This is a genomic window from Paraperibacillus marinus (assembly GCF_046237605.1).
Classification (GTDB): Bacteria; Bacillota; Bacilli; order Bacillales; family DSM-1321; genus Paraperibacillus; species Paraperibacillus marinus.
On the sequence record NZ_CP143542.1, the window covers coordinates 1,702,657 to 1,719,642 of the forward strand.

Here is a 16,986-nt window from a genome sequence, read left to right on the forward strand (position 1 = left end):
AAAAAATCATTCCAAGATCTGTCTGTCATGCTTTCGGGCTGCCAGGATAATAATAAGGAAAAATACATGCAGGTGAAAAGAATGCACACTATCTGGAAGGGAAGCATCAGCTTCGGCCTTGTAAATATACCAATCAGGCTTCATTCAGCCACAGAAGATAAAGATATATCCTTACGTACACTCCATAAGGAGTGCCATACACCCATCAAATATGAAAAAGTCTGCCCGGTCTGCGAAAAAGAAGTGGGCAAGGATGACCTCGTTAAGGCCTATGAATATACAAAGGGGAAGTTTGTAGTCATTGAAGATGAGGAACTGGAAAAACTCAAGAAGGCCAATGAAACAAAAGCCGTGGAAATTGTTGATTTTGTTAAAATGGAAGAAATAGATCCCATTTATTTCTTGCGAAGTTACTATCTGTCACCAGGAGATGGCGGAGGAAAAGCTTATACATTGCTTAGAAAGGCGCTCCAGGAATCACAGAAGGTCGGCATCGCCAAAATTATCATCAGGTCAAAAGAACAGCTGGCCGTCGTAAGGGTATTTGAAAATACACTGCTTATGGAAACCATTTACTTCCCGGATGAAGTGCGGGCAGCCAATGATGTACCGAATGTACCGGCCGAAGAAAATATAACGAAGAAAGAGCTGGACACGGCCATCATGCTCATCGATCAGCTGACTACTGAATTTGAACCGGGAAAATATCATGACGACTATCGTTCAGCACTGATGGAGCTGATTGAGAGCAAGAAAACCGGTAAAACAGTCACCCCAAAAGAAAGGGATGTGCCTGAATCCAATGTGATGGACCTGATGGCTGCCCTGCAGGCTTCCATTGACAAAACAAAAGGAGGAGGAGCGAAAAAGGCTGCTCCCCGGAAGAAGCGTGCTGCTGCTTCAAAGGAAAAGAAAAAAGCTTAAGTATAGCTGCTTATTGTTGTTCTGCAAACGGCAGTGTGGACGGGATGCTCATATTTAGAGCATTCCTTTTTTTACAAAGCAGCGGACCCTAAAGTTTACGTTTAAGGAGTGGCATGTTAAAGGTATATGAAGATATGGTTTAAAGCTAAAACATGCAGGGGTTGACATAATGAACGAACATAAAAAATCTTTATTAACAAAAGCCAATATTCTTTATTTCTTTTTTGCCTCCTTTATGCTCCTGGGCTGCTCGACCGTATTTTTGGAATTGAGCGAGGAATTGAGGGAGCAGGAGCTGGATCGTTTTGACCAGGGATTTATCAGCTTCATTCAGGGGAATATATCCGACAGGCTGACAGCCGTCATGGAAGTTCTGACCTTTTTCGGTTCTGTTGCATTCCTGAGTGCCGCTGTTTTGGTGGCAGGTGCGGTCCTGATTTTTAAAAAATACCCCCGCTATGCTGTTTACCTGGTGATCTCATCGGGCATCGGCGCGTTATTCAACTACTATCTGAAGCTTTTATTCAGGAGGGACAGGCCGAGTTTCCTGCCATTGATTCAGGAACACGGATTCAGCTTTCCGAGCGGCCATTCCATGGGATCCTTTATTTTTTATGGTTCAATTGCGGTCATATTGGTAAAAATGCTTCACAGCCGCCTGCATAAATGGATTGGAGCTGCATTGCTCGGCCTTGTAATCCTGTTCATTGGAATCAGCAGGGTCTACCTCGGGGTCCATTATCCAAGTGATGTGCTTGCAGGCTTTGCAGCAGGAGGAGTATGGCTGACAGTATGCGCCGTCGGTCTCAAATACTATGAATACCGCCAGGAAATCAAGCGGGGCAGAAAACCTAAAACGGAGACCGGTGCCTATCAAATTAAAAAAAATTCAGGAGCAGAATGAAGCGCACTCGTATTAAGACTATTTTTCCTTCACAGCAGATGCTTTTTGGTCATAAGAAACTTTTTAAGACACTTTTCCCTTCACAGCAGGCACTTGTTGGCCATTAGGATTCTCTTAAGACCAATTTCACTCCACCACAGCTCGCTTTTGGTCTTATACCTCTTAGGACCAGTTGATATCGGTTAAGATCGGGCAAAACGAGTGCCTGTCTAACTATTTAAAAAATATTGACAACGGCGGTATGAAGAGTTATTATCTACGACAAGGCATGAATTGAATATGGACTCTTATCCAGAGCGGCGGAGGGACTGGCCCGATGAAGCCCGGCAACCATCAAGCAGAACTTGAACGGTGCCAATGCCAGTAAATTGGTTTATTTAGCCGATGAGAGAAAGCTGATACTAAGTTAGCGTTCTTCTTCGGAGGACGCTTTTTTGCATGACAAAAACATCGAGAAAATCCATGAAAGAGAGATGACGACATGAAAATTGAAACTCTCCTGGTCCAATCAGGTATGCACCGGGATCCATCAACCGGATCCATAAGCACTCCCATCTATCAAAGTGCTACTTTCAGCCACCCTGCCCTTGGGCAGAGCACAGGCTATGATTATTCAAGGACAGCAAATCCGACAAGGACGGCCCTTGAAGAAGCAATTGCAGCGCTTGAAAAGGGGGATAGAGGGTTTGCCTTCGCTTCCGGAATGGCTGCCATCACCTCCATCCTTCTGCTCTTCAAGCCTAATGACCACCTGGTCGTTTCAGATGATTTATACGGAGGTACATATCGTATCCTTGAAGAGGTTTTCTCCCATTATGGAATTACGGCCACTTACGTGGATACCTCTTCCACAGAGGCAATCACGGCGGCGTTCAAGGAGAATACGAAGGGTCTGTTCATCGAGACTCCAACCAATCCATTAATGAAAGTCACAGACCTTAAGGCTGCCTTGTCACTTGCGGGGGACAGGGGGATTCTAACGGTTGTGGATAACACGTTCATGACTCCATATCTGCAGCGGCCGATCGAATTTGGTGCAGACATTGTCATGCACAGCGCGACCAAATATCTTGGCGGGCATAACGATGCGGTGGCTGGGCTGGTTGTTACTGCTGACGAAGAAATGTCTTTGAAGATGGCAAAGATTCATAATGGGGCGGGAGCAATACTCGGACCGCAGGACTCCTGGCTGATCCTGCGCGGCATGAAAACGCTTGGAATCCGCCTGGACAGACAGCAGGCAAATGCCGCCAGAATTGCCGAAGTTCTAAAAGCACATCCGAGCATTGAGACTGTTTATTATCCAGGCTTAGAGGATCATCCGCAATATGAATTGTCAGGCAGGCAGGCTGAGGGGTTCGGGGCGATGCTCTCCTTTACGGTCAAGAATAAGGAGCTTGTGCCGCATATTCTGGAAAACTTAAAGATTATCAGTTTCGCTGAAAGCCTGGGAGGAGTTGAAAGCCTGATCACCTATCCTGCCACCCAGACACATGCTGATATCCCCCGGGAGATCAGGGATGCCAGGGGGATTACGGATAAGCTCTTAAGGCTCTCTGTCGGAATTGAAAACGCAGAAGATTTGATTGAGGATCTGTCCGCAGTCCTGGCTTCCGCGAAGGAACCGGCAGGGGCAAAAAAGTAAGGAAGCACTGCCTGCTGTCCTAAAAGATTTTCTGTATGGAAGCTTTTGGGGGCAGGCATATTTTGCTGTGAAATAAAAATACCGCTCTCAAGGAGCGGTGATGAGGAAATCCTTCATCAATATATAGTCTGTTGTCTGAAAAATCAAACTATATATTGTGAATTTAGTGTAACATAGGGTAATAATATAGTACAAGCGCTAGATGAAGGAGACTTCCGTGTAATTTTCAGACTAAAAGGAGGCAGCGGCTTTGAAAAAAATAGTCACCCTGCATGCCGGACGGTCACAGCTTCGGGGTTATGGAAAAAGGATTATGAAGACAGCTATCGCCAAGCTCCCGGCAGAACGGGCAGCCTTGAACTTCGGCGGCATGGCTGGGGATGAACAGGCAGATTTAAAACATCATGGAGGACCCGACCGTGCATTATGTTTGTACCCTTTAGAACATTACCGATTATGGAATGAGACCTTTGGAAGGGAGCTGACCCTGCCTGCCTTTGGGGAAAACGCCTCCGTTACCGGGATGCTTGAAGAAAATGTATATATTGGCGATGTCTATTCAGCAGGTACATGCGTCTTCCAGATCACAGAAGGAAGGATACCCTGTGCGACTATATCCATGCAGAACGGAGAACCTTCTTTTCTAAAGAAGCTGATGGAAACTGCCTATACTGGATATTTCGCAAGAGTGCTCCAAGAAGGAGTCCTTGAGAAAGGCAATGAAATTGTGCTGATCGAAAGAAAGCAGGAAAGGATATCCGTCCTGTACGCCAGCCACGTAATTCTGAACAAAAAGGATGGATTAGAGGGAGTGAAGGCTGTCCTTGAGGCTGAAGGCCTCTCCAGGGACTGGCAGAAGCGCCTCTTGAAAAGGACAGGCTCTTTTGACGCCGGTCCGTAAATAAAAACTCCTGACCCGCTGATATAGTGTCCCTTGTACTGGCATATATATTGGTGAAGGGGGTTTTTTTATGTTTCGAAAAAAGTACCGGTCAAGTCTTTCTCCTTTCAAGGGACCTCTGCCTGCCCGTCTTGTTTTTCTGTATTCCTTCATTCTTTTTATTCTCTCCTGTCTCTTTTCGGTCGTTATCATCGACCGCGCGATTGAACCGATCATCATCAATATTGCCAAGAGTGAGATCAAAAGGGTGTCTTCCGAGGTGATCAATGAATCGATGGATGAAAATATTTCTGAGCATGATATGGAAGATTTAATCATCGTTCATTTTAAAAAAGACGGCAATACACCTGCCTTCAGCTTCAACCCTAAGATATATAACAGCATCCGATCCCAGGCAACGAAGGATATCCAGAGGAAGCTGGGAATCAATGAAGATCAGCAATTTTATGAAAAGGACAAAAAGGATAAAGTGGACTCCGATAAATTCAAGTCCCTGGTTTACCATATTCCGCTTGGAGTGGTGACACATAATTCCCTGCTGGCCAATATGGGACCGAAAATACCGGTCAAGATGAGCCTGATTGGCAATGTGGAACCGGATTTTAAGACAAAATTTACGGATGCCGGCATCAATAATACATATCTGGAGCTTTTTGCCCTTTTTAAAATCAATGTGCAGATTGTTATTCCTTCTTATTCAGAAAAAATGCTGGTCGAGCAGGAAATAAGCCTGGGAGGCATTTTCATTCCGGGGGAAGTCCCCGATTATTACAGTGATGATGGAAAATCACCTGCACCTGCCATTATCAAGCCTTCGGATAATAAGAAATAGAAATAAATAAACGAATTATCCATATTTCCTTGCTATCTTCTTCTCTATCATGTAAATTTAAATCAATAATTTTTTGAAAAGTGCAAACCTTTGTACTAAACATAGATTTAAGGCAGGGGCCCTGGCCAGCTGCCATTAAAATTGAATCTTATCCAGAGAGGTGGAGGGACTGGCCCGAAGAAACCTCAGCAACCAGCCGGATGGCATGGTGCTAAATCCAGCAAGCTTACAGCTTGAAAGATAAGGAGATGCCTTGGTGAAAAGCCTTCTTCTTACAGAAGGTTTTTTATTTTTTTAATAGGAATCTCCACCATGAATGGGGGCTTATATATTGAATTTCAGAGAAGAACTGCAGAATAAGATATTGATAGGTGAAGGGGCGATGGGCACGCTTCTCTATTCACATGGAATAGATGTCTGTTACGAAGAACTGAACCTGCTGAATCCTGAACAGGTAGAAAAAATCCACACTGCCTATGCAGCTGCCGGGGCTGACATCCTGCAGTCCAATACATATGGTGCGAACTATTTTAAATTGAAACGGTACGGGCTGGAGGATGAGGTGGCGGGAATTAACAGGAAGGGCCTGCAGATCGCAAAAAAAGCTGCAGGGGACGGACAATTTGTATTCGGTACAATAGGTGCCCAGAGAAGCTTCCGGAAATCAGACTTAAGCATTGAAGAAATCAAAAGGAGCTTCCGCGAACAGCTATACAGCCTTTTGATGGAAGACCCTGATGGAATCCTGCTTGAGACGTATTATGATTTTGAGGAACTGGATTCTGTCCTGAAGCTGGCACGGAAGGAGACTTCACTGCCCATCATCTCCAATGTATCACTGCATGAGATCGGGTATCTGCAAAATGGGATGCAGCTTGGAGAAGCTCTGCTGCGCCTTGAATCTGAGGGAGCGGATGCGGTCGGAGTGAACTGCAGGCTAGGCCCTCACCATATGCTCCGGTCGCTTGAGGAGACACCCATCCCTGAAAAAGCGGCTCTTGCGGTTTATCCAAATGCAAGCTTGCCCGATTTTGAGGATGGGAGATTAGTATACCAGGCTAATCCTGAGTATTTTGGCCAGCAGGCCCTTGAACTGAGGAAGCAGGGTGCCAGAATCATTGGAGGCTGCTGCGGGACAACGCCCCTCCATATAGAGAGTGTCAAAAAGGCGCTCCAGGGGTTGCCGCCGGTCTTTGAAAAGGAGCTTAAAATAAGGAGGGTGGAAGTCCTTGAGAGCACATCTGCACCCAATGAACCCTCCCTTGCACAGAAGGCAGCCGCCAGAAGGACGCTGCTGGTTGAACTGGATCCCCCCAAAAAGCTCGGCGTATCTCGGTTTATAGAGGGAGCGGAATGCCTTCGTGATGCGGGAGCCGATTCTGTCACACTGGCTGATAATTCCCTGGCAACCCCGAGAGTAAGCAATATCTCACTCGGGACCATGCTTAAAGAACGGAGCGGCATAAACCCGCTGATCCATCTCACATGCAGGGATCACAACTTAATCGGACTGCAATCCCATTTGATGGGGTTATCCACGCTTGGCTTGAATGAAGTACTCGTTGTCACTGGAGATCCATCGAAGATCGGGGATTTTCCAGGGGCCACCTCGGTTTATGATGTTTCGTCCTTTGACCTGATAGCACTGATCAAACAATTCAACGAAGGGCTGTCCTATTCCGGGCAGCCGCTCGGCCAGAAAACCAATTTCAAAATATCTGCGGCCTTTAATCCAAATGTCCGCTATCTCCATAAAGCAGTGGAGCGGATGGAAAAGAAGATTTCATTCGGTGCCCAGAGCTTCCTGACACAGCCTATTTACTCGGAAGAGCAGATTGAGGACGTATATCAGGCGGTGAAACATCTGGATACACCGGTATTTATCGGGATCATGCCGCTTACGAGTTCAAGGAATGCAGAATTCATCCATCATGAGGTTCCTGGAATATCACTTCCTGATTCAGTGAGGAGGGCCATGTCAAGTGCCGGCAATGACCCGGTACAGGCGGCCAGGGAAGGAGAGGCGATAGCCAGGTCACTCGTTGAGAAAGCGATGGAGCGGTTCAATGGGATTTATTTGATTACACCATTTTTACGCTATGATATGACAGCCGGACTCACCAGGCATATCCGCAGGCTGGATACAGCTAGAAAAACAGAGGTGACAGTGTATGAATAAAGATTTAAGGAATTCACTTAAGGAAAAAATATTAATCCTGGATGGTGCAATGGGTACGATGATCCAGGATGCCGGCCTTTCTGCCGAAGACTTTGGCGGGGAGGAGTATGAAGGCTGCAATGAATATCTTTCCTATACAGCACCTGGCTTGATAAAGCAGATCCACCTGGATTATCTGGAAGCCGGGGCTGATATCATTGAAACAAACACATTTGGGGCAGCAAGCATAGTCCTCGATGAATATAATCTCGGGGCAAGGGCATACGAACTGAATGTGCTGTCTGCCAGGATTGCAAAGGAAGCTGCCGAAGTGTATTCAGAACCGGGATGGCCGCGTTATGTAGCCGGATCAATGGGACCGACAACCAAGACCTTGTCTGTCACCGGAGGGACTACCTTTGAGAAAATGGCTGATGCATATGAAGAGCAGGCAAGGGGGCTGATCGATGGGGGAAGCGACCTTCTCCTGGTGGAAACCTCACAGGACATGCTGAATGTTAAGGCAGCCTATTCAGGAATCAAGCGTGCATTTGATTCCTGCGGCAGGGAGATCCCGATCATTTTGTCCGGAACCATTGAACCGATGGGAACTACTCTTGCCGGCCAGTCGATTGAAGCCTTCTATTTATCCAGTGAACACATGAAACCTGCCGCCATCGGGCTGAACTGCGCCACTGGCCCGGAGTTCATGACAGATCATATCCGCAGCCTGTCGGGGATATCAGATGCCGCGGTGAGCTGTTATCCCAATGCAGGGCTGCCTGATGAAGATGGACATTACCATGAATCACCGGAGTCCCTTGCGGGGAAGATGAAGCAGTTTGCAGAAAAAGGCTGGATCAATATTGCCGGCGGCTGCTGCGGGACAACACCGGCACATATCCGGGCCATGTGTGAAGCGTTAAGGGACATTAAGCCCCGGACAATCGGGCCGAGGGGACAGGGACATAGAATCTCAGGCATCGAGCCGCTCATTTATGATGAATCGATGAGACCCCTATTTGTCGGTGAAAGAACAAATGTTATCGGGTCCAGGAAATTTAAAGAGCTGATCCGCGGCCGGCATTATGAGGAAGCATCGGAAATAGCCAGGGCGCAGGTGAAAAAAGGTGCGCATGTTATTGACATCTGCCTCGCTGATCCAGACGGGGACGAAATATCCGACATGGAGCTCTTTGTCCAGGAAGTGGTTAAAAAAGTAAAGGTGCCGCTCGTAATCGATTCTACAGATGAGGCTGTTATCGAGACGGCCTTGAAGCATTCACAGGGGAAGGGCATCATAAACTCCATCAATCTCGAGGACGGCGAAGAACGGTTCGCAAGTGTGGTCCCTTTGATTCAAAAATACGGATCTGCAGTGGTGGTAGGCACAATCGATGAGACAGGCATGGCTGTAGATGCCAGGCGGAAGGTTGAGATTGCAGGCCGCTCCCTGGACCTGCTAGTCAATAAATATAATTTGCAGCCATCCGACATTATCTTTGATCCGCTTGTTTTCCCTGTCGGCACAGGAGATGAGCAGTATATCGGCTCGGCAGCAGAGACAGTCAAGGGCATCAGAGAGATAAAGGAAGCATTTCCTGAAACACTGACCATCCTTGGAATCAGTAATGTTTCCTTCGGACTTCCGCCAAGAGGCAGGGAAATACTCAATGCAGTGTTCCTTTACCACTGCACCAAAGCGGGACTTGACTATGCCATTGTGAACACTGAGAAGCTTGAGAGGTTTGCGAGTATCCCCCAGGAAGAAATTCAGCTGGCAGAAGAGCTGCTTTTTAATACGTCTAAAGAAACATTGCAGGTTTTTACTGATTTTTATCGTGACAAGAAGGCAGAGAAAAAGGAAACAAAGGAACAGCTGCCAGTAGACGAGAGACTTGCCGAATATATCATTGAAGGAACAAAGCAGGGGCTGATAGAAGATCTTGAACTGGTGCTGGCGCGTGGGGATCAACCGCTGGCTATCATCAACGGCCCGCTGATGAAAGGCATGGCCGAGGTAGGCAGGCTGTTCAATGACAATCAGCTGATTGTAGCTGAAGTACTTCAGAGCGCAGAGGCCATGAAGCATGCGGTTGCCTATCTAGAGCCTTTTATGGAGAAGTCGGAGGAGAGCAGTGCGAAAGGGAAGGTGCTGCTTGCGACAGTCAAGGGGGATGTACATGATATTGGCAAAAATCTGGTCGATATCATCCTGACCAATAATGGCTTCGATGTGGTCGATCTTGGAATAAAAGTGACGTCCCAGCAGATTATCGAGGCTGTAAGAACCCATTCACCAACAGTGATCGGCCTGTCAGGCCTCCTTGTCAAGTCCGCACAGCAGATGGTGCTGACGGCTCAGGATCTTAAACAATCAAACATCGACCTGCCGATCATGGTGGGCGGCGCGGCCCTATCCAGAAAGTTCACTGACAATAAGATCGCGCCTGAATACAATGGCGCAGTGCTGTATGCCAAAGATGCCATGGACGGATTGAGCCTGGCAAATTCGCTGCATGATGCCGAAAAGAGGGATCAGCTCATTTTCCAGGTGAGTGAAAAGCGTAAACAAAATGCTTCTGCCCAGGCTACTGCTGTGCTTGAAAGAAAAGTAAAGGTGCCCTCAAGGTCAGAGGTCTCCAGGGATTTCGAAGTAAAGAGACCTCGTGATCTTAATCGACATGTACTGAAAGACTATCCACTTCAGCAGATTGTACCTTATATCAATAAGCAGATGCTGATCGGCCATCATCTCGGTTTGAAAGGGAAAGTCCAGGAGCTGATCCAGAAAAATGATGAGAAAGCAGTCTTTCTGAATGACCTGGTCGATTCTCTGCTGGGCGGTCTGATGAACAGCGAGGAGTATTCGGTAAATGGAATCTATCGTTTTTATCCGGCCCAGAGCCAAGGGAATAAGGTGTATATTTATAATGGCGAAAATCCGGGGGAGATTCTTGAAGTGCTTGATTTCCCGCGCCAGCAGTCAGCACCTTACCTTTGTCTTGCAGATTATGTCAAGAGTGTGGATTCTGGCGAAATGGATTATATCGGTTTGTTTGTGGTCTCTGCCGGAAAAGACATCCGAAGGCTGGCCGCCGGCTGGAAAGAACAGGGAGACTTTTTGAAAAGCCATGCGATACAGGCGGTGGCGCTTGAGACAGCAGAGGGGTTTGCTGAAAGGATGCATCATATCATGAGGGATGCCTGGGGCATACCGGATTCAATAGATATGACAATGAAGGAGCGGTTTTCTGCCAAGTATAGAGGGCAGCGTTATTCCTTTGGCTACCCAGCCTGCCCGAACCTCGAAGACCAGGAAAAGCTCTTCAGGCTGCTCCGTCCCGAGGAAATCGGTATAAACCTGACAGATGGCTGCATGATGGAACCTGAGGCATCTGTCTCCGCATTTGTTGTGTCCCATCCGGAAGCAAGATACTTCAATGTAGAACGATAAGCTAATGCCCCCTTCTCTGCTCCTGTTTGAGAAGGGGGTTTTTCGATTTTTGCCAAAAACAATTGACAGGACAAAATATAGAACTATACACTGTAACTAGTTATTAGTTAATTTAGAAAATTCAACTTCATTTGAAAAGAGGCACATATGCTTCAAATAAAACGCAATCGAATCGGCTTGAATGCCATCCTTTTGGCATCCATTCATGAACAGGAAGAAGAAAAGGTCAAGCAAAGTCTAACCGGAGAAGGCTATGCATTCTGCAAAGGACGCGTAGGTTCGATGGAAACCCATAAGATCGTGGCTGCCATTGAAACCGCTTCCAAGAGGGGCGGGATCATCGACGGGTCTCTTTACAGGGAAGTCCATTCTTTATATCACAGTTCAATCGAAGCCGTTCACGGAATAACGAGGGGACAGGCGCAGTTAGGCGAGCTGCTTAGGACAGTCGGCCTTCAGTTTGCAGTACTGAGAGGCCGGCCATTCCCGAACCATGAAGAAGGGGAGTGGATTGCGGTTGCTCTCTATGGCACGATAGGCGCTCCTGTAAAGGGATTTGAGCATGAAACAGTAGGACTTGGAATCAATCATATTTAATATCAGTCCATAGTTATTAGACAAAAGGGGACTGTATCACTTTATTGTGGTACAGTCCCTTTATTTTGTTAAAGGAGAGAAGTCTGATGGTTATTTTGAACGGGGAAACACTGACACTGGAAAAAGTGAAGCAGGTTGTCATTCATAAAGAAAAGGCAGCCGCCTCCACTGAAGCGCTTAAAAGGGCGGCGGAAAGTCGAAACGCAGTTGAATCGATTGTTGCAGATAAAAAAGTCGTCTATGGCATCAATACCGGGTTTGGAAAGTTCAGTGACATGCTTATTGACAGTTCGGATGTGGATGAGCTGCAGGTGAACCTGATTTTTTCACATGCCTGCGGAGTCGGTGAGCCTTTTCCGGAGCCTGTATCAAGAGCGATGCTCCTCCTTCGGGCAAACGCCCTCCTTAAGGGATATTCAGGGGTCAGGCCGGTGGTGATCGAGAGGCTGATTCAGCTGGTGAATCTGGATATTTCGCCGGTTATCCCCCAGCAGGGATCACTCGGGGCAAGCGGAGATCTCGCTCCGCTGTCGCATCTTGCCATGGTTCTGATGGGGGAAGGAGAGGTCTTTTATAAGAACGAAGTAGTGCCCGCCGGCCTTGCACTTGCGGGAGAAGGCATCCCGCCTATTGAGCTTAAGGCGAAGGAAGGGCTTGCCCTCATCAACGGGACACAGGCAATGACGGCGATGGGAGCGATTGCCTATCTGGAAGCCGAGAGCCTGGCCATACAGTCAGAAGCTATAGCGTCAATCACATTTGAAGGCCTCCAGGGAATTATTGATGCGTTTGATCCAGACGTCCACCTGGCCAGGGGCTATCCACAGCAGACCGCGGTGGCCGAGCGGATGAATGCCTGGCTCTCGGGAAGCGGACTAACTACAAGGCAGGGTGAAGCAAGAGTGCAGGATGCCTATTCTCTAAGATGCATTCCACAGGTTCACGGTGCGTCCTGGCAGGTGCTGGATTATGTAAAAGAAAAGCTGGAGATTGAAATGAATGCAGCCACCGACAATCCCTTGATATTCGATGATGGAAATAAAGTCATTTCCGGCGGGAATTTTCATGGTCAGCCCATTGCCTTTGCCATGGATTTTTTAAAGATCGGAGTGGCTGAATTGGCGAATATATCAGAACGCAGGGTTGAAAGGCTTGTGAATCCGCATCTGAGCGACTTGCCGCCGTTTTTAAGCCCTCAGCCGGGACTTCAGTCGGGGGCGATGATCATGCAGTACGCGGCCGCCTCTCTTGTTTCGGAAAATAAAACACTGGCCCACCCGGCAAGTGTGGATTCTATTCCATCATCAGCCAATCAGGAGGATCATGTGAGCATGGGAACCATAGCAGCCCGGCATGCCTACGGAATTATCCAGAATGCAAGGAATGTTCTTACCATAGAACTGATCTGCGCCATGCAGGCTGCTGAATACAGAGGAAGGGCCAAAATGGCAAAAAGAACGGGCCTTGTCTGGGATGAAGCAAGACAAATCGTTCCATCAATCGTAAAAGACCGCCATTTTGCAAAGGACATTGAAAGGCTGTCAGCATGGCTGAGGGAGACGGACTTCCAGGTATACATGAAAAAGGAAGTTTATTGAGTAGTAAAAGAATAGGGAGGAATAATCATGGAAAATCAAGCTGCAGTTGAAAGAAAGATCAGGGCTGGCAGGGGTACTGAACTCGAGGCAAAAGGCTGGGTGCAGGAGGCCGCGATTCGGATGCTTATGAACAATCTGGATGAGGAAGTGGCCGAACGGCCATCAGAATTGGTCGTTTACGGAGGTATCGGCAAAGCTGCGAGGAATTGGGAGAGTTATGATGCCATTGTTCAAACGCTGAAGAATCTTGAAAATGATGAAACCTTATTGATTCAGTCAGGAAAGCCGGTGGCTGTCTTCAGGACCCACAGTGATGCCCCGCGCGTCCTGCTTGCAAATTCCAATCTTGTACCGGCATGGGCGGACTGGGAGCATTTCCATGAGCTTGATAAAAAAGGACTGATGATGTATGGCCAGATGACGGCTGGAAGCTGGATCTATATAGGGAGCCAGGGGATTGTACAGGGAACCTATGAGACATTTGCGGAAGCTGCCCGGCAGCACTTTGGCGGCTCTCTTAAACATACGATTACCTTGACGGCAGGCCTTGGCGGGATGGGAGGTGCACAGCCCCTGGCGGTCACAATGAATGAAGGCGTATGCCTGGCAATCGAGGCAGATGAAACCAGAATAGACCGCCGGATTGAAACAGCCTATCTGGATACAAAGGCTTCCGATGCCGGAGAGGCGGTGGCCATGGCTCTGGCAGCGAGAAAGGAAGGAAAGGCCCTTTCCATCGGGTTATTAGGGAATGCAGCAGAAATTCTGCCGCGTTTGGCAGCCATGGGATTCATACCTGACATCCTGACAGACCAGACATCAGCCCACGATCCGCTGAACGGTTATATCCCCATCGGCCTCTCATTGGATGAAGCAGCTTCCCTCAGGGAGCTTGACCCTGATGAATACATCAGGAAATCGAAAAAAAGCATGGCGGTCCACGTAGAGGCGATGCTTACGATGAAGAACATGGGAGCCGTCGTCTTCGACTACGGCAACAATATCAGGCAGGCGGCAAAGGACGAAGGAGTCCTCGAAGCCTTCAGCTTCCCGGGGTTTGTCCCCGCCTATATCAGGCCGCTTTTCTGTGAAGGCAAAGGTCCTTTCCGCTGGGCAGCCCTCTCGGGAGATCCTGAAGATATCAGGATGATCGATGAGGCCATACTGGAGGAATTTGCCCATGATGCACACCTTTGCCACTGGATCAGGATGGCCTCGGAAAAGATTGCCTTCCAAGGATTGCCTGCCCGAATCTGCTGGCTCGGGTATGGGGATAGAGAGAGGCTGGGCGTGATTATAAATGATCTTGTGGCTTCAGGGAAAGTGAGTGCACCGGTTGTAATAGGCAGGGACCATCTGGATGCAGGCTCAGTGGCTTCGCCCAACAGGGAAACGGAGGCGATGAAGGACGGAAGTGATGCAGTGGCAGATTGGCCGATACTCAATGCCCTTATCAACGCAGTGGGAGGTGCAAGCTGGGTTTCTGTACACCATGGCGGTGGTGTGGGCATGGGGTATTCATTGCATGCCGGCATGGTCATCGTAGCAGACGGCACCCCGGAAGCAGCAGTGCGGCTCAGAAGGGTTCTGACATCAGATCCGGGAATGGGTGTCGTGCGGCATGCTGATGCAGGATATGAGGCGGCCATTCACACTGCGAGAGAAAAAGGAATTAAAATGCCTATGCTGAAAAAGGAAGAGGATGGTGGTGAAGGCTGATGGCACATACACTCATCGTCCAAAATGCAGCCCAGCTCATAACACTTGCAGGCAGCTCCGGCGCTCCGCGGACAGGTTCGGATATGTCACGGCTGGGCTTGGTTGAAGGCGGTTCTATATGGATAGAGGACGGAATCATTCAGCTTGCGGGAAGCAATCAGGAAGTCCTGGAGGCGATTCACAGAATTCCGGAAGATGCTGAAGTCATCGATGCCTCGGGAAAGCTCGTCATGCCGGGCCTGGTCGACCCGCATACTCATCTTGTCCATGCAGGGTCAAGGGAGGAAGAGTTCAATATGAGGCTCGGCGGTGCCTCTTATATGGAAATCCTGAATGCGGGAGGGGGAATCCACTCCACGGCAGAACAAACCAGGAAGGCCTCCTTTGAAAAGCTGTACAGTGCTGCGGCCGGCAGACTGGATGAGTTCCTGCTCCATGGTGTCACATCACTTGAAGCAAAGAGCGGATACGGAATGGATTGGGAAACAGAAAAAAAGCAGCTGCAGGTGGCCGCGATGCTCCATGAAAAGCACCCTGTTGATATAATCAGCACATTTATGGGTGCCCATGCAGTACCAAAAAGCTACAGGGGGAATGAAGAGGCATTCGTCAGTCTTGTAATCGAGGAAATGCTCCCGAAGGTCGCTGAAGAAAAGCTGGCCGAATTTAATGACGTCTTTTGTGAACGGGGAGTGTTCACCCCGGGGCAGTCGAGAAGAATATTGGAAGCTGGGCAGAGGCTTGGGTTAAAAGCAAAGATACACGCTGATGAAATAGAATCCTATGGTGGAGCGGAGCTGGCTGCAGACATCGGGGCCATCAGTGCTGACCACCTGCTGAAAGCATCCCCGCAAGGAATAAAAAGGATGGCTGAAGAAGGGGTGATCGGCGTCCTGCTTCCAGGCACTGCCTATTTTTTGATGGCAGAGTTTGCAAATGCGAGAGAAATGATAGATGGTGGTGTTCCGGTAGCTCTTTCAACTGATTTCAATCCTGGGTCATCTCCTACTGTATCGCTTCCTTTCATCATGAATCTTGGCTGCCTGAAAATGGGGATGTCCCCTGCCGAAGTAATCACTGCAGCGACCATAAATGCCGCCTATGCCATTGACCGGGGAAGGGAAATTGGATCACTGGAGACCGGGAAAAAAGGAGATATCGTAATCTTTGATGTGGCGAACTTTTACAAGCTTCAATATTCCTATGGAGTGAATCACACTCACACTGTTATAAAAAATGGAAGGACAGTAGTCAGGAAGGGGCAATTAGTCAAATAAAGCACTATTCACAATATGCCCCTTTGTGTATAATTCTGGAAAAGAGGGGGGATTCAATTGAAGCTGAAGATATACAAAGACATTCCTGCATTTTATTCAGATACCAAAGAATTTTATCTGAAAGAAGAGGTTGTGAATAACCTTCCATATGGCCTCCTTAAAAGGCTCATGGCAGAAGGGGACACAGAAATCCCTTTTATGGCAGCAGCGGAAGCGGACGAAGGAATCAGAATTGCCTATCTCATGACACCGCCTCATAATTTGATTATTACAGCCGCGAAGGGAGTCGGGGATGAAGAGATCTTCCGTTCAGCAGATCTGCTGCTGGCCGAAAAGCTTAATCCTCCCGGTGTTATCGGTGAAAAGGAAGCCGCAGGGAAGTTTGGAGAGCACTGGTCGAAACGCACTGGAAGGCCGCTTTCCTTAGTGATGGATCAGAGGATCTATGTTCTGGAAAAATTAAATCCTATAAAACTGCCTGAAGGGAGGCTCATCGAAGCAGGGCCGTCCCATGGAGACCTTTTATATCAATGGATAAGGGAATTCTGCTCAGAGACGGGTGTTTTATTCGAAGAAGAAAGAATCAGGGAAATGATCTCCAGGACAGTTACCTGCCTTTGGGAGGATGCGAATGGCAGACCTGTATCCATGGCAAGGGAAGGGCGAAAAACAGAAACGGGAGCAGTTGTGACCCTGGTCTATACGCCCAAGGAACTCAGGAGCCGTGGATTTGCAGGGGCCGTGGTGAGCGGCATCAGCGGAAAAATCCTTGAAGACAGGAAATACTGCTGCCTATATACCGATCTCAGCAATCCGGTTTCTAACGGTTTATATATTAAAATTGGGTATCAGCCTGTTTGCGATTCCGTGTCGCTGAAATTTTCTTAAAGTATTGAAGTATAATAGCTGTCAGTATCAGGCTGTAATATATAACAGATTAACATGCAAAGCGAGAAATCTACTTGATTTTCGCT

Annotated in this window: 12 protein-coding genes and 2 riboswitches; all 12 genes read left to right on the forward strand. The window is 48.1% G+C overall.

Annotated features, from left to right (window positions below; translation table 11 throughout):
• The first annotated feature begins 81 nt into the window (after positions 1 to 81).
• Positions 82 to 924 carry a Ku protein gene (locus V1498_RS08700; RefSeq protein ID WP_409298289.1) on the forward strand — a complete coding sequence of 281 codons (843 nt, stop codon included), beginning with the start codon at positions 82 to 84 and terminating at the stop codon, positions 922 to 924.
• Positions 925 to 1,093: 169 nt separating this feature from the next.
• The gene (locus tag V1498_RS08705) at positions 1,094 to 1,828 is read left to right on the forward strand and encodes a phosphatase PAP2 family protein (RefSeq protein ID WP_409298290.1); all 735 of its coding nucleotides are present in this window, start codon (positions 1,094 to 1,096) and stop codon (positions 1,826 to 1,828) included.
• Positions 1,829 to 2,112: 284 nt separating this feature from the next.
• Positions 2,113 to 2,219: riboswitch (SAM riboswitch) on the forward strand.
• 90 nt (positions 2,220 to 2,309) lie between these two features.
• Positions 2,310 to 3,473: a trans-sulfuration enzyme family protein gene (locus V1498_RS08710; RefSeq protein WP_409298292.1), complete on the forward strand. Its 1,164-nt coding sequence runs from the start codon at positions 2,310 to 2,312 to the stop codon at positions 3,471 to 3,473.
• 250 nt (positions 3,474 to 3,723) lie between these two features.
• Positions 3,724 to 4,374, forward strand: coding sequence for an MOSC domain-containing protein (locus tag V1498_RS08715; RefSeq protein ID WP_409298294.1), 651 nt, complete (start codon positions 3,724 to 3,726; stop codon positions 4,372 to 4,374).
• 70 nt (positions 4,375 to 4,444) lie between these two features.
• A complete protein-coding gene (gene yunB, locus V1498_RS08720; protein ID WP_409298295.1) occupies positions 4,445 to 5,206 on the forward strand; it encodes a sporulation protein YunB in 762 nt (253 codons plus the stop codon).
• Positions 5,207 to 5,351: 145 nt separating this feature from the next.
• Positions 5,352 to 5,453, forward strand: a riboswitch (SAM riboswitch).
• Positions 5,454 to 5,537: 84 nt separating this feature from the next.
• Positions 5,538 to 7,385: a bifunctional homocysteine S-methyltransferase/methylenetetrahydrofolate reductase gene (locus V1498_RS08725; RefSeq protein WP_409298297.1), complete on the forward strand. Its 1,848-nt coding sequence runs from the start codon at positions 5,538 to 5,540 to the stop codon at positions 7,383 to 7,385.
• Positions 7,378 to 10,821, forward strand: coding sequence for a methionine synthase (gene metH, locus V1498_RS08730; RefSeq protein WP_409298299.1), 3,444 nt, complete (start codon positions 7,378 to 7,380; stop codon positions 10,819 to 10,821). The genes V1498_RS08725 and metH overlap by 8 nt, the downstream gene beginning before the upstream one ends.
• A 147-nt stretch (positions 10,822 to 10,968) precedes the next feature.
• On the forward strand, positions 10,969 to 11,418 hold the full coding sequence (gene hutP, locus V1498_RS08735) for a hut operon transcriptional regulator HutP (RefSeq protein WP_409298301.1): 450 nt from the start codon (positions 10,969 to 10,971) through the stop codon (positions 11,416 to 11,418).
• Positions 11,419 to 11,504: 86 nt separating this feature from the next.
• The gene (hutH, locus tag V1498_RS08740; protein WP_409298303.1) at positions 11,505 to 13,016 is read left to right on the forward strand and encodes a histidine ammonia-lyase; all 1,512 of its coding nucleotides are present in this window, start codon (positions 11,505 to 11,507) and stop codon (positions 13,014 to 13,016) included.
• A 27-nt stretch (positions 13,017 to 13,043) separates the two neighbouring features.
• Entirely contained in the window at positions 13,044 to 14,735 is a 1,692-nt protein-coding gene (hutU, locus tag V1498_RS08745) for a urocanate hydratase (RefSeq protein WP_409298304.1), read from the forward strand.
• On the forward strand, positions 14,735 to 16,012 hold the full coding sequence (gene hutI, locus V1498_RS08750) for an imidazolonepropionase (protein WP_409298306.1): 1,278 nt from the start codon (positions 14,735 to 14,737) through the stop codon (positions 16,010 to 16,012). Before hutU ends, hutI begins: the two co-directional genes overlap by 1 nt.
• 57 nt (positions 16,013 to 16,069) lie before the next feature.
• Positions 16,070 to 16,900 (forward strand): GNAT family N-acetyltransferase, encoded by an 831-nt coding sequence (locus V1498_RS08755; RefSeq protein WP_409298308.1) that lies wholly within the window; start codon positions 16,070 to 16,072, stop codon positions 16,898 to 16,900.
• Positions 16,901 to 16,986 lie beyond the last annotated feature (86 nt).